The sequence below is a fragment of the Oceanobacillus sp. FSL H7-0719 genome (assembly GCF_045040795.1).
Classification (GTDB): Bacteria; Bacillota; Bacilli; order Bacillales; family Amphibacillaceae; genus Oceanobacillus.
Genome location: NZ_CP150301.1, coordinates 2,296,298 through 2,317,704, shown reverse-complemented (window position 1 = coordinate 2,317,704; position 21,407 = coordinate 2,296,298). Strand labels below are relative to the sequence as shown.

Annotated in this window: 18 protein-coding genes and 2 pseudogenes; 15 read left to right on the top strand and 5 right to left on the bottom strand. The window is 36.9% G+C overall.

Going from position 1 to position 21,407, the window contains the following annotated elements; translation table 11 throughout:
* The first annotated feature begins 41 nt into the window (after positions 1-41).
* From NST93_RS12070 to NST93_RS12030, 9 genes and pseudogenes are all read left to right on the top strand, one after another.
* The gene (locus NST93_RS12070) at positions 42-1,205 is read left to right on the top strand and encodes a polysaccharide pyruvyl transferase family protein (RefSeq protein WP_405097344.1); all 1,164 of its coding nucleotides are present in this window, start codon (positions 42-44) and stop codon (positions 1,203-1,205) included.
* Between the two features lies 1 nt (position 1,206).
* Positions 1,207-2,838, top strand: coding sequence for a cytidylyltransferase domain-containing protein (locus NST93_RS12065; protein WP_405097341.1), 1,632 nt, complete (start codon positions 1,207-1,209; stop codon positions 2,836-2,838).
* 15 nt (positions 2,839-2,853) lie between these two features.
* Positions 2,854-3,927, top strand: coding sequence for an N-acetylneuraminate synthase family protein (locus NST93_RS12060; protein ID WP_405097339.1), 1,074 nt, complete (start codon positions 2,854-2,856; stop codon positions 3,925-3,927).
* Between the two features lie 98 nt (positions 3,928-4,025).
* On the top strand, positions 4,026-5,021 hold the full coding sequence (gene galE / locus NST93_RS12055; protein ID WP_405097337.1) for a UDP-glucose 4-epimerase GalE: 996 nt from the start codon (positions 4,026-4,028) through the stop codon (positions 5,019-5,021).
* A 374-nt stretch (positions 5,022-5,395) separates the two neighbouring features.
* Positions 5,396-6,604 (top strand): annotated as a pseudogene (locus NST93_RS12050) (ISL3 family transposase).
* Positions 6,605-6,910: 306 nt separating this feature from the next.
* Complete coding sequence (locus NST93_RS12045; protein WP_405097335.1) at positions 6,911-8,077, top strand: nucleotide sugar dehydrogenase; 1,167 nt, start codon at positions 6,911-6,913, stop codon at positions 8,075-8,077.
* 79 nt (positions 8,078-8,156) lie between these two features.
* Positions 8,157-9,905, top strand: coding sequence for a phospho-sugar mutase (locus NST93_RS12040; protein ID WP_405097333.1), 1,749 nt, complete (start codon positions 8,157-8,159; stop codon positions 9,903-9,905).
* A gap of 447 nt (positions 9,906-10,352) precedes the next feature.
* A complete protein-coding gene (locus tag NST93_RS12035; RefSeq protein ID WP_405097331.1) occupies positions 10,353-10,688 on the top strand; it encodes a hypothetical protein in 336 nt (111 codons plus the stop codon).
* Between the two features lie 103 nt (positions 10,689-10,791).
* Positions 10,792-10,953 carry a hypothetical protein gene (locus NST93_RS12030; protein WP_405097329.1) on the top strand — a complete coding sequence of 54 codons (162 nt, stop codon included), beginning with the start codon at positions 10,792-10,794 and terminating at the stop codon, positions 10,951-10,953.
* A gap of 1,547 nt (positions 10,954-12,500) precedes the next feature.
* Here the strand turns inward: NST93_RS12030 and NST93_RS12025 are convergent.
* Positions 12,501-12,725 carry a helix-turn-helix domain-containing protein gene (locus tag NST93_RS12025; RefSeq protein WP_405097327.1) on the bottom strand — a complete coding sequence of 75 codons (225 nt, stop codon included), beginning with the start codon at positions 12,723-12,725 and terminating at the stop codon, positions 12,501-12,503.
* A gap of 108 nt (positions 12,726-12,833) precedes the next feature.
* On the opposite strand from NST93_RS12025, the gene NST93_RS12020 reads away from it, so the two are divergent.
* Positions 12,834-13,049 carry a hypothetical protein gene (locus NST93_RS12020; RefSeq protein ID WP_405097325.1) on the top strand — a complete coding sequence of 72 codons (216 nt, stop codon included), beginning with the start codon at positions 12,834-12,836 and terminating at the stop codon, positions 13,047-13,049.
* A gap of 445 nt (positions 13,050-13,494) precedes the next feature.
* Here the strand turns inward: NST93_RS12020 and NST93_RS12015 are convergent, their stop codons facing one another.
* From NST93_RS12015 to NST93_RS12000, 4 genes are all read right to left on the bottom strand, one after another.
* Positions 13,495-14,715 (bottom strand): IS110 family transposase, encoded by a 1,221-nt coding sequence (locus NST93_RS12015; RefSeq protein ID WP_405097323.1) that lies wholly within the window; start codon positions 14,713-14,715, stop codon positions 13,495-13,497.
* Between the two features lie 458 nt (positions 14,716-15,173).
* On the bottom strand, positions 15,174-15,656 hold the full coding sequence (locus tag NST93_RS12010) for a competence protein ComK (RefSeq protein ID WP_405097321.1): 483 nt from the start codon (positions 15,654-15,656) through the stop codon (positions 15,174-15,176).
* A gap of 289 nt (positions 15,657-15,945) precedes the next feature.
* Positions 15,946-16,674 carry a hypothetical protein gene (locus NST93_RS12005; RefSeq protein ID WP_405097319.1) on the bottom strand — a complete coding sequence of 243 codons (729 nt, stop codon included), beginning with the start codon at positions 16,672-16,674 and terminating at the stop codon, positions 15,946-15,948.
* Positions 16,675-16,901: 227 nt separating this feature from the next.
* Complete coding sequence (locus tag NST93_RS12000) at positions 16,902-17,168, bottom strand: helix-turn-helix domain-containing protein (RefSeq protein ID WP_405097317.1); 267 nt, start codon at positions 17,166-17,168, stop codon at positions 16,902-16,904.
* A 613-nt stretch (positions 17,169-17,781) separates the two neighbouring features.
* On the opposite strand from NST93_RS12000, the gene NST93_RS11995 reads away from it, so the two are divergent.
* From NST93_RS11995 to NST93_RS11975, 5 genes and pseudogenes are all read left to right on the top strand, one after another.
* Complete coding sequence (locus tag NST93_RS11995; protein ID WP_405097315.1) at positions 17,782-18,195, top strand: sigma factor; 414 nt, start codon at positions 17,782-17,784, stop codon at positions 18,193-18,195.
* Entirely contained in the window at positions 18,113-18,301 is a 189-nt protein-coding gene (locus NST93_RS11990; RefSeq protein ID WP_405097313.1) for a sigma factor-like helix-turn-helix DNA-binding protein, read from the top strand. Before NST93_RS11995 ends, NST93_RS11990 begins: the two co-directional genes overlap by 83 nt.
* 95 nt (positions 18,302-18,396) lie before the next feature.
* Positions 18,397-19,440, top strand: a complete 1,044-nt coding sequence (locus tag NST93_RS11985) for a DnaD domain-containing protein (protein ID WP_405097311.1) — start codon at positions 18,397-18,399, stop codon at positions 19,438-19,440.
* 193 nt (positions 19,441-19,633) lie between these two features.
* Positions 19,634-19,813: pseudogene (locus NST93_RS11980) on the top strand (L-arabinose isomerase); the annotation flags it as partial.
* Between the two features lie 305 nt (positions 19,814-20,118).
* Positions 20,119-21,135 carry a Gfo/Idh/MocA family protein gene (locus NST93_RS11975; protein ID WP_405097309.1) on the top strand — a complete coding sequence of 339 codons (1,017 nt, stop codon included), beginning with the start codon at positions 20,119-20,121 and terminating at the stop codon, positions 21,133-21,135.
* The last annotated feature ends 272 nt before the right edge of the window (positions 21,136-21,407 follow it).

The window sequence follows — 21,407 nt, the reverse complement described above, 5'->3', positions numbered from 1 at the left end:
GTCATGTTGGATAAAAAGTGGAATTGGAGTGTGTATTCATCATGAATAAGAATAACAAAAAATATTTTATCGCACTTACTGGTGCAAAAAAAAATGTCGGTGATTTCTTAATAACTGGAAGAGCAATTGAATTGTTGGAGCATATAGCTCCTGAATATGAGTATGTATTACATCCGCACTGGGAAAAGATTGAGGATATTGAATTTATTAATAACAGTGAAGGTATTATCATTTTGGGCGGTCCGGGCTTTCAAATGAATATGTATCCTGGAGTGTATAAATTAACTGATAGTCTTAGAGATATTAAAGTACCTATACATACTCTTGGTACAGGATGGAAAGGAGTCCCAGGAGATAAGACAACAGAGAGATTATATCATTTTACCAATTCAGCTCAGCAAATGTTAGATACGATGAATGATACGACTGCTGGTATGAGTTGTAGAGATTACCAAACGAAAAGGGCCCTAATTAATAATGGTTATAATAATGTTACTATGACAGGATGTCCGGTATGGTATGATATTGAATCTCTTGGTAAAAAGTTTACTGCTCCCAAAGAGATAAAAAGAGTAGTTTATACACCTGCACAGGATGAAACTTTTTCTGAACAGAGTATCGAGGTATTAGGTTTCTTAATAAATAAATATAAAAATGCAGAAATTATAGTATCATTTCATAGAGGTATTGGTGTGGTGGATGAATTCACGCCAAAAAGTGACGCAGAAAACACAAAAAAATTGGCAGACAAAGCAGAAAAAATGGGAGCAAAAGTAGTTGACGTATCGTATAATAGAGCAAAATTAGATTTTTATGATGACTGTGATCTTCATGTTGGCTATCGGGTTCATGCACACATCTATTTCTTGAGTAAGAGAATGCCTAGTATCTTGCTACATGAAGATGGACGAGGAAACGGTGTATCAGAAGCATTGGAATCTCCCGGTGTAAATGCTTACAAACTATCCAGATTATACTCCAATATTTTTAGGATATTTAATAAAAACAAGGGAGTCTTATCAATATATAGAAAGTTTGCATTTAAAGTAAATGGAAATATAAACAATGATATGGAGAGAATTATAAATAATATTGAAAATACCAATTATCAAGTTTTTGATAAAGTTTCTCGTCATATCGACAAACAATATCATGTAATGGAAGACTTTATTAAAAAAATAACTAAAAAGAATGTGGGGTGGTAATTTGAATATCTTAGTTATTATCCCCGCGCGTGGTGGCTCAAAAGGCATTCCACGAAAGAATATAAGGTTATTATGTAAGAAACCTTTAATAAGCTATAGTATAGAAAATGCTTTAAACAGTACTTTTAACATGGATGTGTTAGTCTCTACAGATGATGAAGAAATAGAAAAAATCGCTGTTCAATACGGTGCCGAGGTATTAAATAGACCAAAAGAATTAGCTGTCGATAATATTACTTTAGATCCAGTAATTTATCACGCTTTAATAAAAACGGAAAAAGAAAAAAAACTAATATATGACTATGTTATAACTATGCAGCCAACTTCTCCGTTACTAAAGACAAGAACTCTAGATGCAGCAATAGATTATTTTATAAGTAATGAATATGATACATTAATAAGTGGCATAAATAATCCGCATTTGTCTTGGACTGAAAGTGATGGGGAGGTTATACCTCTTTATCGGAAACGACTTAATCGACAATACCTGCCCAAACATTTAGAGGAAACGGGTGCATTTGTAATTACAAAAAGAGAGTTTGTGTCAGAAAATAATAGATTGGGTTCTAATATATCAATATATGAATTACCTGCTAATGAATCTATTGACATCGACACACCTCAGGACTGGTGGGTAGCAGAAACAGAACTTTCGAAAAAAAGTATTTTAATAAGAACGGATGGTTATTCTAAAATAGGATTAGGCCACATTTATAGATGTCTACTTTTGGCAGATAATCTGATTGACCATGAAGTTAGATTTGTTATTTCAAGTCATTCTGACCTTGGTATTAAAAAAATTAAAGAAAGCCATTTTAAATATAACGTAATAGATGATAATTATGAAATAAAAAAATTAATAAATACTTATAAATGTGATATTTTAATAAATGACATTTTAGATACAGATGCAGATTATATAAGGCATTGTAAAAATTTGGGCGTGAGAGTGGTGAATTTCGAAGACCTTGGTAAAGGTGCACCGTATGCTGATGTAGTTATTAATGATTTGTACGAAAAAAGTAACAACTTAGATAATCACTACTGGGGCAGTAGTTATTATTGTATTAGAGATGAATTTCTACTTGCAAACCCTATTACTTTTAAGGAAAATGTTAATGATGTTTTAATTATATTTGGCGGAACTGATCCCTGCAACCTGACTAAAAGAACTTTTGATGTTATTAATACAATCGATAATAAGGATATACATTATACTTTTATCGTAGGTTTGGGTTATAGGCATACTGAGGAGCTAATCAATGAAGCCAATAAATCAGATTTAAATATTGATATTATACAAGATGTTAAGCATATGACGGAATATATGGGCAAAGCTGACATAGCAATTTCTTCACAAGGTAGGACAATGCTTGAATTAGCTTCAATGGCTGTGCCTACAATTTTATTAGCTCAAAATGTGCGAGAGCAAGCACATGAATTCGGCTATATGAAAAACGGATTTATAAATTTGGGTTTAGGAAGTAAGGTAGAGAACCGAACCATTAGAGAAACATTGCTTTGGTTGATAAATAGCCCACAAATAAGAAAACAAATGAATCAACAAATGTTAAGGAAAGATCTAAAAACTGGTATTAAAAGAGTATTAAAATTGATTGTAAATAACGATTAGAAGTGGGGAGATAAGATGAAAAGTAGGATTATAGAAAGAGCAAAAGAAGGCAAGTTTGTACTGATAGCGGAAATAGGAGTTAATTATTATGACATAGCTGATAAATTAAATATTACACCTATGGAAGCAGCTAAATTAATGGTTAGAGAAGCAAAGGAAGCAGGTATCCATGCTGTTAAATTTCAGACTTATAAAGCGGAAACTTTAGCAGCGAAAGATTCCCCATCTTATTGGGATACATCAGAAGAGGCAACTACATCCCAATATGAACTATTTAAAAAGTTTGATAGTTTCTCTTACGATGAATACGCAGAGTTATTTAGATATTGTAATGACCTAGATATAGAATTTTTGTCAACAGCGTTCGATATTGAATCAGCAGATTACCTTTTTGACTTGATGAATGTGTATAAGATTTCATCTTCTGACCTAAACAACCTTCCTTTTGTAGAATATCAAGCAAAAAAGGGAAAGCCAATTTTAATTTCAGCAGGTGCGTCAAATGAAGAAGAAATTGAGACAACTATCGAACTAATAAAGAAATATAATGACCAACCGATTGTTCTATTACATTGTGTTTTGGAGTATCCCACGCCATTTGAACATGCTAATTTGAATAGAATAGTAACATTAAAAAATAAATACACTGATGTTATTGTTGGTTATTCAGATCATACGAAGCCAGATGAACATGCGGATGTAATTAAAACTGCTTATAATTTGGGAGCATTAGTGGTAGAGAAACATTTTACTTTGGATAAAACATTACCGGGAAATGATCACTATCATGCTATGGATCCTAAAGATGCAAGTAATATAATAACAGGAGTAGACTTCATTAAAAGTCTGAGAGGCTCTTATGATATCGACTATTCTGAATCTGAAATGGCAGCAAGGCAAAATGCTAGAAGGTCTTTAGTGGCTAGTTGTAATATTATGAGTGGCTCCGTTATTACAAGTGAAATGTTAACATTTAAGAGACCTGGTACAGGTATTTCGCCATCTGATATTAATAAGGTAATAGGGAAAGTTGCTAGACAAGATATTGTAGAAGATACTATATTACAGTATGTAATGATTGATAAATAATACGCTAAAATAAATATAAAAAGGGTAGAATTTGTGGCTGATAAAATAATAGTTTGGTGGTTGTTTACAGTAAGATTTTTTGGGGGTGTTGTGAAAATATGAATATATTAGTATCAGGAGGAGCCGGATATATAGGATCACACACGTGTGTTTCACTGTTGGAAGAAGGGCATCAAGTGATTGTGGTAGATAACCTTTCAAATAGTAAATATGAAGTCATAGACAGGATAAATAAGATAACAAACAGAAACGTTATATTTTATAAAGCTGATTTGACTGAGAAGGATTTGATTGATGTCATTTTTTCTAAACATGCAATAGATGCAGTTATTCATTTTGCTGGGCTGAAATCAGTCGGTGAGTCAGTAGAAAAACCGTTAAAGTATTATCATAATAATATTGTTAGCACTTTGAATTTGGTAAGAGTTTGTCAAAATTATGGCGTAAATAAGTTTGTCTTTAGCTCTTCTGCAACTGTATATGGCAATAATCAAGTTCCATCAGTTGAAACACTGAATTTGCTACCGACTACTAATCCATATGGTGAAACTAAAGCAATGAGTGAACGTATTTTAAAAGATATATCCAGCGCGAACCCAGAACTTTCTGTATCAATTCTAAGGTATTTTAATCCAGTAGGAGCCCATACAAGTGGATTAATTGGAGAAGTCCCCAATGGAATTCCAAATAATCTAATGCCTTATATGACCCAAGTAGCAAAGGGGAAAATAGAGAAATTAAAAGTGTTTGGAAACGATTATTTAACATCTGATGGTACTGGAGTTCGTGATTACATACATGTTATGGATCTTGCAGAGGGGCATGTTGCTGCATTAAATAGCTTAACAAAAGGTGTACATATATATAATTTAGGTACAGGTAGAGGAACGAGTGTGTTGGAATTAATAGAAGCATTTGAGAAAGCAAATAGTATTAAATTATCTTATGAAATTGTTGAACGGAGAGCTGGAGATCTCGCTGAAAGTTATGCTGAAACATCAAAAGCATTTGAGGAACTTGGTTGGGTTGCGAAAAGAGATATAGTTGATATGTGTAAGGATGCATGGAGATTTGAAAAAAACAATTTAGAATGAACAGTGTATGCTAATATTTACAAAGATTATCTCCCCTGCTTGCTTGTATTAATTATTTCGAACGCTACTGCCTATAAAATATTTATCTAAAATATATTTTCGCTGCGAATGCTAATTAGTTCTTTTCTTTTGGAATACCTTAGCTTTATAATACGGTCCCATTTATTTTTATTTTTTACTTATATCGGTATAAGGTTAACTTTTGAATTATTAAATCCGAGATAATTTGTATTTGCTACTGCCACTCTTTTAGAATTTTAGGATCTAAAATATATATTGGGGTAAAGAAAGAATTCAGACAATAAAAAACACGCGATCTCCAATTTTTGTTAGAATTTGTTTAGACCAATAAACAAGAAACAAAAAGGAGATGCGTGCAATTGAATTCTAACATAATTTTACCTGGGTTTGAAGATGTGATTATAAAAAAACTGAGGAGCGTGAAGGTGTGTATGCCATCTGGATTGAGATGGAGCGCCAACCTCACACCTGTCCTAGATGTGAGGAAATGACAGATAAGATTCATGATTATCGTTTACAGAAAGTCCGTCATCAACCCATTTTTGGAAGACAAACGATTTTATTTTATCGTAAACGACGTTATAGTTGTAAGCATCGTGGGAAGAAGTTTTATGAATCCAATTCTATCACCCATCGTTATCAAAGAGAGTCGGCTGATTTTAAAAAAGCGATATCCATCAAACTCATTCACGGAAAAAGCTTTAAAGACACAGCTTCACGCTTTCAAACATCTCCTACGACAGTGATCCGTCGATTTGATGAAATCACTTCATTCATGGTGAACGAAGTAAAAGAACTCCCAAAAGTAATTGCCATTGACGAGTATAAGGGTGATGCAGGTAATGAAAAGTATCATTTGATTATAGCTGATCCCATCAAACGAGAACCACTTGATATTCTTCCAAATCGAAGGAAAGATACACTCGTAGATTATTTAAATAAGCATGGAGGTAAAGTCGAAGTGATTGTCATGGACATGAGCCATTCTTTTAAAGCTGCGGTAAATGATGCGCTTGGCAGACCTATTATCGTGGCAGATCGTTTTCACTTTAGTCGTTATATTTATTGGGCGTTGGAGCGCGTTCGCATTCGTGTGCAGCGAGAATTTCATGAATATGACCGCAAGAAGTGCAAGCGCATGCGTCATGTTTTCTATAAAGGAAAAGAGAAATTAACCGAAAAACAACGGTGGTATTTGGAGCGTTATTTAGGGATGTCAGCGGACTTGAAAAGGGCTTATGAGCTGAAAGAAGCTTATCGAAAGTGGTTTGAGCTGGCTAAGGCTAATGGACCAGGTCATCTCACAGATACAAAAGAGCGCCTCTATCAGTATTATGATCTTGTGAAAACTTCAGGCCTAAGAGAATATGAAAAAGCTATCGGAACATTTGAGAATTGGCAAAAGGAAATTATGAACAGCTTTGCCTTTGACTTAAACAACGGTTACGTGGAAGGAATCAATAACCAAACGAAATGCCTTTGGCTTTAGGCGATTTGACCGCTTTCGGGCTAAAATATTATTACATCATCAATATAAACAAATTCAATTAAGATTTGCATAACAAAAGTGGAGTGAGCAAACGCTCACCCCAATATTTGACTTTGAACCGAGTTTTATTGAACTAATTTCTCCAATAAGCAATTTTAGGATATTCAGTATAGCAATAGGGTGGCATTTTTAAAAAAATTAGAATGTGGAAAGATAAATCATAATTGCTTAACATATATATACTTAAATTACTTTTCAGGCCCCCATATATCCTCTTATTTTAAAATCAGTAAATTAAGTATGTAATATTATAGAAAAAAGAGTATTAACGAATTTCATAAAAAAACAATATTGTCTTAGTTAAGGAGAGGAAATCCTCATGAAAATAACCGTCGCAGGTACAGGCTATGTTGGTCTATCCAACGCAGTCCTGCTAGCACAACACAATGAAGTAATCGCCTTGGATATTATCCAAGAAAAAGTAGATATGATTAACCATAAAAAGTCTCCGATAGCTGATGAAGAAATTGAGACATTCTTAGAAACAAAGGAACTGAATTTAAAGGCTACAACAGATTCAACTGAAGCTTTAAAAGATGCAGAATTCGTTATTATCTCGACACCAACAAACTATGACCCAGAGAAAAACTACTTTGATACAAGTTCTGTAGAATCAGTTATCGAAAACGTAATCGAAGTTAACCCAGATGCTGTTATGATTATTAAATCAACAGTGCCAGTAGGATATACAAAATCAATACGTGAGAAATTTAATAGTGATAATATTATTTTCTCTCCGGAATTTTTAAGAGAAGGCCAAGCATTGTATGACAATCTTTATCCTTCCCGAATTGTTGTAGGTGAGCAGTCAGAGCGTGCCAAAAGATTTGCAGACCTGTTAGCAGAAGGTGCAATTAAAGAAGATATTGCTGTATTATTTACAGATTCTACTGAAGCAGAAGCAATTAAATTGTTTGCTAATACATATTTAGCAATGCGTGTGTCGTTTTTTAATGAGTTAGACTCATATGCAGAGGTAAAAGGATTAGACAGCAAGCAAATCATTGAAGGGATTGGACTTGATCCTCGAATTGGGGCTCATTACAATAATCCGTCCTTTGGTTATGGTGGTTACTGCTTGCCGAAAGATACGAAGCAGCTGCTTGCTAACTTTGAAGACGTGCCAAATGAAATCATTCGAGCAATTGTAAATTCGAACGATACGAGGAAACATCATATTGCTGATATGATTACGAAGCGTAATCCCAAAGTAGTCGGTGTGTACAGATTAACAATGAAAACCGGTTCAGATAACTTCAGACAGTCCGCGATTCAAGATATAATTAATTTAATCAAGAATCAAGGCGTCGAAGTAGTCATTTATGAGCCTGTATTAGATTCCGATGAATTTGATAACTCACGTGTGATTAAGAAACTGGCGGCATTTAAAGAAGAAGCAGACGTTATTATTGCTAACCGTTTGTCTGATGAACTGAAAGATGTGAAAGAGAAAGTTTATACACGTGACGTATTCAGCAGAGATTAAACATTTCAGGTGAAAGTTATATAAGTAGAGTAGCTCCAATTTATATTGGGGCTATTTATTTATAAGGAGGAACTTGATTATGGTTTGGCAGGAAAATTATAAGAAATGGGAAGCATTCACTGAATTAGACGCAGAATTAGAATCACAATTAGAAAAAATAGCGAGCGATGAAAAACAGTTGGAGGACAGTTTTTATAAACATCTTGAGTTTGGAACGGGCGGCATGCGCGGTGAACTTGGACCTGGTACAAACCGAATGAATATGTATACAATCCGTAAGACTGCTGAAGGCTTGGCTCGTTACATAGAACAACATGGAGAGGAAGCAAAAACGCGCGGAGTTGTGATAGCTTATGATCCGAGATTTAAATCTCCAGAGTTTGCAATGGAGACAGCAAAGACACTTGGTGCACATGGCATTCAGACATACGTTTTTGAATCATTGCGAGCAACTCCTGAGTTATCTTTTGCAGTCAGGTATTTGTATGCCTTTAGTGGTGTTGTGATTACCGCAAGCCACAATCCGAAAGAATATAATGGTTTTAAAGTATATGGACCAGATGGCGGCCAGCTTTCATCGGTAGCAGCAGATGAGATTATTGGAAAAGTAAATGAAGTAACGGATGAACTAGGGGTAGTTGTCGCAGATGAAGAACAGCTCAAAAAAGATGGTCTGCTTGTTATGATTGGAGAAAAGGTAGACAACGCCTATCAGCAGCAATTACAATCCATTACTGTAAATCCAGAAGTAATTCAACAAGTTGCCGATGACTTCCGAATTGTTTATACCCCGCTTCATGGAACAGGGAATATTCCTGTACGAAAAGGACTTGAAGCAATTGGATTTAAACATGTGGAAGTGGTGAAGGAGCAGGAGCTGCCAGATGCTAACTTTTCAACAGTCTACTCGCCTAACCCAGAAGAACATGCAGCATTTGAATTAGCAATCCAATATGGTGAAAAGCATGATGCAGACATTTTATTAGGAACAGATCCAGATGCAGACCGTGTCGGAGTTGCTGTTCGAAATAATAAAGGCGAGTATGAAGTGTTAACCGGAAACCAGGTTGGTGCATTGCTGCTGCATTATTTAATCCAGGAAAAGAAAAAGCAAGGCACATTGCAAGCGAATGCGACAGTATTAAAAACAATTGTAACCTCAGAAATGGGCCGGGACATTGCAGCAGCACATGGACTAGAGACAATCGATACACTTACTGGCTTCAAGTACATCAGTGCATGGATTAAACAGTTTGAGGAAACGGGAGATAGAAGCTTCTTATTTGGTTATGAAGAGAGCTATGGCTATCTAATCGGTGAATTCGTGCGTGACAAGGATGCCATCCAAGCATGTCTCCTAATCGCAGAAGCAGCAGCTTATTACAAATCGAAAGACATGACATTGTATGAAGGATTAATCGGGCTTTATGAAACATACGGTTACTACCGTGAAGGATTAGAATCCTTAACATTGAAAGGGAAAGACGGTGTGGAACAGATTGCCGCGATTCTAAGTGATTTTCGTAATAACCCAGCAGATGAAATAGCTGGTAGACGCGTGCTTGAAATTGAGGATTACGAAAGCAGTGTCAGAATGCTCGTTGAGTCTGGTGAAGAAGAGGATATTACACTTCCAAAATCAAATGTGATTAAATACAAGCTGGAAAATGGTGCATGGGTTTGTTTGAGACCTTCTGGGACGGAGCCGAAGATTAAGTTTTATTTTGGGGTGAAGGAAGGTACTTTAAGTGAGAGTGTTAGGGTGCTGGATGAGTTGAAGAGGGAACTGATGGGGAGAGTTGAGTCAAGTTTAGATAATGTTAGATAATGAGATATTCCTGCTTATGGTGTGTCTTTTTTACCTTACACTTATTCTTCCTGATGTTGGGCAAAATATAATAAAATACTCAAGATTTATAATGATAGACTAATACACTTTATCACCGAATAATATCAAAAGTTGAAGACATCTAGATTAACGGGGATTTAATTAATAATTGAATGGCGCATTGAGCCTATAGATGCAGGGAAAAGTGAATAGTATAGTTCTTAAATTGAGATGTAAAATTATTCTATAAAAATCGTATAACCCCAAGCAGAAATTAGTAGTAACAAAAATAAAGTGGATGCTAGTACGAAAAAATGATTGTTTTTTGAGTGACCTTGCTATAGAGATATTGAAGTGTGTAACCCTAATATCATATCTGCAAGTTTCATCCAAGCTATTTTGAGTGCGTGTGTATAATAAAAAGAGGAGAAAGGATATAACGCCGTTATGGATCTTACTAAAATTACAACCGACAATTTAATTGCTATTATTGGAACCGTTCTGACTGTAATGACAATAGGTTTCTCTGTTTTTCAGTTCTCTAGAAGTATTAACCATTCAATTATGAAAGCAAAACGACAAATGGCAATAGAACAAACAAGTCAACTGCCTCTATACGTTGCGCAGTTCTGTACATCCTCAAGTAATGTTGCGGTCGGAATCATTCTGGGAGAGAATACTCTTAATGCTGCATCAAGAACAGATTTCAACCATTCAAAGATCAAGCAGGATGAGCTTCAAGTAAAAATAAAGGGACAAAATCATTGCTTATGGCTCAAATGATGCAATAAAAATTTTTGATAGGTTTGAATACTTTATAAGAAATCCAATTAACGATCGAATCAATATTAATGTATATTACCTACTTCCTCTTCTGATGACACAGGTGAAGGCAGATGTCACGGGAGAAATGATAAATCCAATTATATTATTACATTTGTTAATGCCACAGTTTAAAAACCATGACGAAAAGGCAATAAAATATATCAATGATACGATTGCTGATTTGGGGCTAGATAACAAGCTAGCCGCTTTTAAAGCAGATTGATGTGTGAATGTACAGAAGGTTATCCTAATCCCTTATTTGTATAGGTTTATCCTAATCTTTGTAGTTAAACCAATTGAAAAGTAGCCATGAGACTTATTAATATTGGGTTCACGGTTTTATTTACTGGTCAGATAGTTGCAGAGTAATTAATCAATTTTTATTGAAGCTAAAATATCTTTCATTTCTATTAGGTACAAAAATTTTAATTCTACAATAGAATTTACCACCCTTGCCCTTGTTTATGTCCATGGTAGTGGGCATTGATAGCGGATGGCGAAAAACCAGACTTTAGAGTCCCATCCGTATCAGCAGAGTACCACGGACAATCACTTCTAAGTTCTGCTGGCGGGCCCCGCCTCCTTCCAGTGTCTGCAAAGAATCGGGCGTAAAAGTCAATGGCAAGCAGCTACCTGTGGCTCCGGGGCTATTCCATAAAGGGTATGTTCCGTGTGTAGAAAGACTGGTAAAATAACTGTCATTCACTGGTAAATAGTATGTCATAGATGGTAATTTTCAGTGGCTTTAACCATACCTCTGTTGTATTCCTAAATTTGCGGTGATCTAAGAAATCGTGAAATGCAAACTTAAACAAAAAAAGACTTCTCCTTTAAATAGGAAATAGTCTTCTAATTACAATACACTGCCTCACAAAACGGTTGAAAATGAGGCAGAAAAATATATTTAACTCCTTTTTGAACATAAAGCTTAAAGTCTTACATCATGCCACCTATTCCACCTATGCTGTCCATATCTGGCATGGCAGGTGCGACTTCTTCCGTTTTATCAGCTAGCTACTATTGCTTCAGTCGAACGGAACCACTCTGTCACATTTTTGATTGATTATAATATCTACTCCCTGGAAAATGGTAAACTCCGTTCACACTTCTCTTAATATCACAATTTGCGGGGAATTATTGGAACTTGAAGTTTTTCCTGGTTCAGTTGTTGAATTGCTAGAATTGCTTGTTCCTTGTTCTAACAGTAAAGGAACTAAAATTCATTGTGCTCATTAATTATAAAAGCAAAAGGGTCCTAAAGTTTATTTAGAAGTAATCTTTAGAAAATGAGTATTGCGGACAGTTTGAGCCAACAGTGCGGAGTTTTGAGCCACTGTATGCGGACGTTTGAGCCAGTAATTGCGGAATGGAGATCCATCGCTAACGCTTTGCCATAATTAGCGTAGGTACTGTAGTCCGCCACCATTGACTTAACTTTTGTCCGTGTTGAGGAACCATTGCAGGTCTGTCATAAATAATGCCAAAGAGGCACACCTGCTAAAGTATGATAACACGGACAAACCGATTCTAAGCATTCGCTGGCGAGGCCCCGACCCCTTCCAGCAAAAGCAAAGAATCGGGCGTTACAGTCAATGGCAAGCAGCTCCGCTGTGGCTCTGACTATATACTTTAAGATCAGTTATACTATTAGTGGCTCTCCGCTCCGCAAATGGTGGATCTATTTTCCGCAATCGGTGGCTCAAAACTACGCATAAGCGGCTCAATTCATCCGCAATAATCAGAAAAGTAGAGTGAAAGGACAATTACAATCTACTCCTCCTCTTTATCATCTACAATACGGAGCAGTTCGTTCATATCATTAATATCAAGTGCATCTGCAATTTTACTTAAATGTTCCAATTGGATTCGTTGGCGCTTTCCATTCGCTAATTCACTTAATGTTGCACGGCGAATTCCCGTTTTAAAATGTAACTGCGTAACGGATAATTTATGATTGTGTAATAATTGATTGAGTTGTAACTTTACCTTTTTCAAATATATCACTCCTTCAGTTGACTGTACCTTTAAGAGTACAGTATAATGGGATTAATGTTGTACGCATATAGGTACGTATTTATGCAAGAATTTAGAAGGAGTGAAAAAATGTCACAGGGGAAAGCTAAGAAAGATTATCTCGTCAAGAAGTTATATCGGAAACTAGCCCTGGTAGAAATTGAAAGTCAACTGATTCAGATATCCTGCAATTTAATGGATGATGAAGTATACACCGTTGATGAGGCGGTACACGAGCTAATAGAAATAATAAATTTAATAGAAATGGAACGGCAGGTAATTATGAGTGATATTAAATTCTCTTAATAATCAAGATGTAAAAAAGCCACAATACGTAGTAATCCTGAAAAAGTATTCGTATTTCCACTTCTTAAATGATATCCAATATGAATATTAAATTGGCAGAAGAAAATGTAGCGATTGAAGAGAAAGTATCGCTTGTTTTCTTTTATTCAAAAATCGGGTATAATATATATAGAAGGTAATATAATAATAAAAACCGTCTGGTGCTCGACACACCAAACGGTTGGTGCAATAGCCCTTCAAGGGGGCAGCTCACAATTTAATAGAGCGAAAAAATAACCACTCACAATTGCTTGCTAGGCTGTGGGGTGGTTATTTCTTACGATTAGTCAAGCCTTTTCATTTGGTTTATTACGGGGTTTTTACCTCAAATTTAAGCATTCCAAATAAGACCAACGATTTTCATTTTTTTTAGCTGGTCCTTGATATGATATACTATATTTACCAACTAGGATTGTTGCGTTGCAATCTCGTAGTTGTAGATTTGATTGTGTGTAATTAGATGAAAAATGACCTTTAATAATTTATTTACACAAGCGATGGATGCGACCTTATGACATTTGTTATAAGGTTGCTTTTTTAATCTGTCATAGTAATCAACGAGATGATTACCGCCAAAGCGGCATAGTTTTATCATGTTTTGGATTGTATAATAAAGAATTTTGCGAAGTTCTTTATTACCTCTTTTATTTATTTTATCTTTATAAAAGAGCGTGCCTGATTCGAACCGTCGAATATCGATGCCTGCGTATGCATTTAGTTGTTTATTATTATCAAAACGACTTACATCACCCATTTCGGCAATAAGACGAACGGCGGTATTATCACCAATGCCTGGAACAGATTTTAAGATTTCGAACTCCTTTTTATCATTTGAGAGCCCTATCATTTCTTTAATGATTTCTTCCTTTCGATCCATCGTTTCTAACATCCGTTCCGCGTGCTCTTGTAATTGAAGACAACGGACATCATTATGTTCAATCGCCGGATAAGAACATTGCGCAGCTTCTATTAAAGCAGTCGACTTTTCTTGTGCATTTTTGAAAGAAATATTTTTATCCGTGTTGGATTTAATTCGATTACGAATCACTGTTTTTGACAACGAAATGACATAATCCGGATGCGGAAATAGTTTTACTACTTTCGCAAATAATCTAGAATTAGGGGAAAATAATGATTCTAATTCTGGAAAACTCAGTTGAATTAGTGAGTGTAAACGACTGCGAATCGTCTTTATTTCCTTCTCCGTTTCGGTATAATAACGAGAAAGAGCACGCATTTGATCAAAATAAATCCCTTGAGGGTGATGATTACGTCGTTTATGTGAGATATGGGTCTGTGCAAGGCGGTGCGCATCACTTTTATCCGTTTTATGCATACGCATCGCAGCCGTCTGTAATTTAGCCTCTAATGGATTGAGTTTTGTATAAGGGAGATTATTATCTCTGAATAAACGTTCTAATTGTCCTGAATAAACACCAGTTGCTTCAAAGACAATACCTGGTACCTCACGAGTTCTTTCAGTAATCATGACTATCTGTTCTAGCAACTTCTTAAAATGTAGTTGGTTGTGTTGAATGACGCCTTCAAATTCACACCTCTGTTCGGCGTTGTAGATCACCATGTAATTTTTCCCCATACTTACATCAAAGGCAATGACATGGTTCATTTTGATTCCTCCGCATATGTCTTTAGTAGAAGCATTCACAATACCTTATCGATTCCCTTTTCTTATACACGATCTCTTGGATCCAACATACTAATCTGATTCAAATAAGGGTAGTGAAGCAATCTGTTTTTTTATACGAACTCTTGGGTTCAGTAACCACCTCGATTTGTCTTCACTTCTACTATATAAAAATAGTAGCACAAACCATGCGCCTGGTCTGTACTACTAATCTTAGTATGTTTTTTCTGATGAAAAGACAGTATCGCAACAACTAGTGATGCAAACGATATACAAAGAATTAGACTTTGAAATACTGTCATACCACTCACCCCCTTCCCTGAAGGATGAAGAGGCGAGCTACCACCCACGAAAAGCCTTATGCACTTATCGCTTATTATACCACTATTCCTCTCTACTTTCTTATTTACCTTACTATAACCTGTCCTTTCCCCGGCATCCTATATCCCAGCAATATTAGCATACTGAACCATACACATCGTAGCTCGCCGCATTTGTTTGTCTAGAATGTGATAAGAGACATTCAAAGGCAATTGCCGACCATTTTTAAATGTAATCATTGATTGTGCATAGATATTTTTTCTTGTTGAGATCCGCTTGATGGATTGAACTTGGTTGGAGAAAATCCAGGTACATTCGATATCAGTTGGGGAATGGGTAGGAAAGGTACAGATATTGTGTCTCATGCTAATAGGGATTGGAACTTTTCTTTTGAAATTCGTATGATGCATCACAGCCTTTCTTCTTCCTTCGTAGGTGGAGAAATAGTCCAAACAGGCTTCTTTAATTAATTGATCGGCTGGTTTGCTGACAGCAATCTGTCTATCCTGTTCGAAGACAATGGTTTCATAATCGATTTGTTTAGCTGGCAGCAGGGCAGCTGTTTGCGGATTAATGGAGTAATCTTTCAGGATATTATTCATCTTAATTTCGTGCTCCTTTGTTCGGGGGATTGGTTGTATAAAACTGTGAATTTTGAGGGGGAAATTCTATTTGGCATTGTATGTCTCAATAAAATGGAAGTTAAGTCGACATGCAACTTTGAAAGCATAGGCTTGAAATGGATTATTTGTGGTCATTATTTAAGGAGATGAGGCAAGGGGATATATCGCTTGCCTCATAAGAAAACTGTCTTGACTGGTTCTTCGCCAGGGGTTATACATGGTGCAATCTGTGGTGTTAAAAGCTGCTTTATTGATGTCATAAAAACTTCTATTTCGGTGCTCGATAGCCAGCTGCCTCAGCTTCAGCCGTTGAACAGAACCATTGCACTACGTTTTTCGTTTGATTATAGTATCTGCTGCCCGGAACATGGTAAATTCCGTTCACGCTTCCCTTAATATCGCAGGATGCGGCATCTGTTGAATTGGAATCATCACTTGTGCTAGTGGAATCATTGAGAGTTTTTCCTGATTCACTACTTGATTTGCTTGTATTAGAAGATTCTCCATCTGCATTACTTGCATTACTGGATTCCGAAGTTTTGCTGCTTGCTGTATGTACTTCACTCTTAACGCTTGCTATTTCCTTCGCTTTCTCTGCTTCCTTTTTAAATACTGTATTTTCATCTGTTAATTCCTTGTTTTCTTTTTCAAGGGATTCGAACTTCTTTTGCAATGTATCTTTTTCCTTGGTAACGGATGTTAATTCATCTTCAAGATCTGTCACGGAAATATGTAATGCTTCTAATTGTGACTCCAAATCATCCTGACTGCTTTCCAAAGCGCTTACATTTTCAGTTAGTTGTTCATTTTTACCCTGCTCGTTTTGCAGATTAATTTGCACGTCTGAGTTGATATCAGCAAAAATAAACGCAATCAGAAATACGAAGAATGACGCGAAGGAATAGCCAACTTTCTTCCGGGTGCCCATATCCTTTACACGAAACCAGACATGGATTAAAACACCACCTAACAGTAAAACGAGTATAGCTGCAATCATCATAATCACTCCTATTGGACTAGTTGATAAGAACAATGAAACATACAAAAAAATATAATGGAATTTCTCATTATATTTTTGCAGTGCTATTCTATGATGTTTTTCATGTTGAAAGGTAATAAATATTACGTGTAACATAAAGAAGAGGGGCGGAAAGTGAAAACATATGTAGTCGTTCTGTTGTGTTAGAGAAGCGATCAGGCAGGATAGAAAAAAGAAACGTTTAATCAGCCTTCATTCGGTGGTTCAATTTCGACGAAGTGCTCAAGATTCGCCGCTAAGTCATCAATAGAGACATTTAGAACAGAAGCTATTTTATATAGGGTGATAAAGTAAGGCTCTTGAATTCCTCTTTCAATTTTTCCTAGATTTTTTTCATCAATTTTTGCATGGCCAGCAAGTTTTTCTTGTGTCCATCCCTTTTGGTCTCTGTAATAGCGGATATTATCTCCAATTATTTTGATTGCTTTCGTTTTTTTATCGTGATTTCTCACCGTCATACTCCCTTTTTCTTTGATTATCCAATCAATTGAGGACAATCAACACAGCGAGATACACCCCTAATGGAATGAATATTCAGTTAATTTTAGTTACAGAAAGAAAGTGGGACGAAGCTGTATTAGTGAGTAGAAGTGCGGGAAATGAGAAGCTTGGTTCCTTAGAAGGGAATTGGGCTTTTTTTGGGTGATTTTGTTGCTTTGAGACACGGGGAATCGTATGCTGTTTTTTTCGCTGGCAGCGGGGTTCTTGTTTGGGGTTCTAATCAATTATTCTGTAATAGTTTTATTGCTCTTTTATAAATAGTTTGGTTGCCAATAATGCCGGTGACTGAAGCCTTGGTTGCACCTCGCTTTCTGTATTTTTTGGCGGGGGGTAAATTTGCCTCAATTATAGCCTAACTTGAAAAACCCCATCTAAAATTGCATTTTTAGATGGGGTTTGCTGTCGATTATTGTAATTTTGCTTGGGAAAGGGCGCTTTTGGCATGGAAAATAGAAAGTTAGGGTGGAGGAGATCTGATACTTTTTCCTTTATGCTGAGTGTGTCGCTTAGCATAACCAAAAGATTATATGTTAAGCCAATATATGCAGAAGGGAGACATGTTCATTGAACAAAGGAAAAAGGGAAGAGAAGCAATTAAGCGGAATGCGTTTCGAGGAAGTATTCGAACAAAACGAGAAGCGGATTCATTACCATATCCATCGTTTAGGCATTCGTGACCCAAATCAGGAATTTTATTCGGAAGGCCTTTATACCATGTGGCTGGCCTATCAAAAGTACAACCCAAATAAAGGCCCACTTGGCACCTACTTCAATTACACTATCCGCAACCGGTTCATTGATATGCTTCGTAAAGAAACACGGGAACAAGAGAGGAAAGCGTATGTTGTGGAAGGGGAAAAACAGCGAATGGATGGTGCTGCTGAAGAGCAAGAAGATGCGGCAGGAAGTGAAGGCACAGCTTACAGCCAAACAGTGGGATTGGGTGTATTACTATATTATGCTGGAGCTGCCGCTTAAAGAAATTGCCGAAATGAAGGGAGTTTCTGTGGAAGCCGTGAAGAGCTGGGGAAAAGAGGCCAGGAAGAAGCTGCGAATGGGGAATACCTGGCACAATCCGGAGTAAGAAGTATGTGAACATAAAAAGTCCCAGCTGAAAAGAAGATTCGGCTGGGATGAGTCATGGATTGATTATGAGAAAATCGGAAAGGAACGATAAAGATGAATTACATAAAAGAAATTAATGCTTTCTATGATCGTCAGGAACAAGTGCCACTTTCAGGAGCGGCGGTTGCTTTGTGGTATGCGCTGATGCATATCAACAATAAAACAAGATGGAAAATTACATTCACCTCTCCTGGATCGGTACTTCGTAATAAGGCTGGTCTCACAGAAAGCAGTTTTAAACGAGCACGGAAGGAACTAGCAAGTTTAGGATACATCGAGGTGGAGTCACAAGGTCATGGGAAAGCGCCGGTTTACAAGATACATAGTTTGGTGGTGGAAATAGAGCAAGATGAGGTAACGATGGCAACGCGTGAAGCAGTTGATGAAGGGGAGGGAAAGCTGCACAGTGACCGAGAGCTGAATGATCTTGCGAATCAAGTTTTGAGAATTCAGCTGGCCGAGCAGACGGACGAACAGTTGACCCAGGTTCCGACCCAACCTGCGGAGCCTGTTCCGAACCAAGGTCTGGCCCCATTAATTAAACAATACAATACGAAAACGAAAACGAATACAAAACAAAACAAAAGAAATACAGCTGCTGCAGATGCTGGCGCGGTGCAGGTTATGGATAAAAGTACGGACCAAGAAAAAGGGACACGGGACGCACTGCAGTTTTATCAAGAAAACTTTGGCGTAGTGAGTCCGTTTGTTACAGAATCCTTGCTGGACTGGATTGATAGCCTCGGAGAAGACTTGGTGATTGCGGCAATGAAGCGTGCTTTGGAGCAGAATAAAACATCGTGGGCTTATGTGAAGAGCATTTTGAATGCGTGGCATAAAAAAGGAATTCGTACACTCGACCAAGCAAAGGCGGAGCATGCTGCTTTTGAAAAAGAGCGTGGGCAAAAAGGCAGAGGGAATGGCGGATTTTTCACGGCAAAAGAAGATATTGTTCCGGATTGGTATCATGAGGAAAGGCAGAAACTGTGGAAGCGTGATCAGGAGCGGGAAGAGAAAGCCAGGAAGAATGGGAAAGTGGCGGAAGTGGAGCTGGAGCGGTTGATGAAGGAGTATTGGGATGGGGTTGGGGGTGAGTGAGGTGGCAAGAATCAACGATGCTAACTGATAGAGAAAGAGGTGAGACCGTTAATTTATGCCCAAAACAGATCATTAAATTTCGTCAAATTCTATCAACAATATTGACAATGCTTTCAACGAACTATATGCTAAAATCAACAATAACTTAATACATTGGTTAAATAAAGTTAAAAGCTAATTACCGACTGAAGAAGCGCCGAATTTGCCGGTGGCTTGTGTTATTTGGAAACCTTATCCGAGCTTTAATGTAGGCGTTGCAAAGTGGATTCAATCCGGTGGAGGATACCATATTGTTGTTTCCCTTGCTCTTTCCGTGCGGCAAATAATAGAGTGGGCGGAAATGGTGGATTTAGAGTATGTTGTCATCGGGTAGAACAAAAAACAATTATTCATCTTGAGGGATTTGAACCTATTTATGGAACTCCTATTTTTTAAAAAAATATCTTTGATTTATCTTTTACAATAATGCAATTTAAATCCAATCGACTATTTCGTTTATTTCGTTGTCAATTGGGGAGGTGCGCTTAGGTATAGGGATTGGATCTATCTCTTTTTAGGACTAATCGTTTGCGGGTAAGTATAACCGCAGTCCCTCGAATGCTTATGCGTGTTACCATGACGGACAAATAGTCTGCGGATATTTTTTAAGCTAGTTTATTTTCGAAGGAGGAGAAGATTATGTCTAAAGTAAGATGGGGCATTATGAGTGCAGCAAATATTGCATTTGAGCAAATGGTACCAGCGATTAGACGTTCTGAGAATGCGGTTGTGCAAGCGATAGCATCACGAACGAAGAAAAAGGCTGAAAAATTTGAAATTCCAATCATCTATGAATCGTATGAAGAGCTTATCCAAGATCCGGATATCGATGCAGTTTATATTCCACTTCCAAATGGATTACATAAAGAATGGGCCATCAAAGCAATGGATGCCGGCAAACATGTCTTGTTAGAAAAACCAGCTGTGTTGGTGGCAAAAGATATGTTAGAAATTAAAGAGGCGCAAGAAAGAAATAATGTTGTATTTATGGAGGCATTTATGTATCAATTCCATGAACAGCACCAAAAAGTGAAGGAATTATTAGATTCTGGAATCATTGGGGAATATAAACATATTAAAACACACTTCTCCTATCAATTAGATAATCCGAATGATATTCGTCTTGTTAAAGAATTAGGTGGTGGAGCGATGTGGGATGTAGGGTGCTACGGTATGCATGTGGTTACCCAACTCATTGGAATGAAACCGGTTAAGTTATCCTTATCTGGCCATATCCACCCGGAACATGACGTTGATATAACTTCAACCTGTGTGTTAATTGATGAAAACAATCGTACTGCAGAAATTTCATCTTCAATGGAACTACCTTCTATCGATTACTATGAAATCTTTGGTCCAAAAGGCACTATACGTGTAGATGGGGCATTCCGCCCGGATGTGTCCCATTTAGATCAACGCGGGAAAGTAACAGTGAAGGACAAACAAAATAATATTGTTTATATAGAAGCCTTCTATACGGATCAATACTTAGTACAAGTGGAACATTTCCAAACTAGCATTCAAGAAGGGAAAGCACCACAATATAATGCAAATCACTCTCTTGAAATGATTCACTATATTCAGAGAAGCTATGACTCCCTTTATAATAATTCAATGTTAACGGAGATATCCGAAAAAGGGAAAAGATATCTTTAAGAGGTTGGATGTTTGCTGTTTACTTAGCACATTATTGCAGGCATTGGGTGGATCAATATTATGTCTTAACTCGGTCAATAGGATGGCACAGGTGAAGCTTGATTACACGACTGGAATCTATCACCTTGCCACCTTATCTTCCATCATATGAAAAGAATATTACCGCCCTTGCCATATTATTTACCATCCACTGTCATGAAACTTACCATTGATTGCCAGCGTGTTTACCAAAGTCTTGCAGGGGTGTAACTTTTTATACACCGGAGAATATA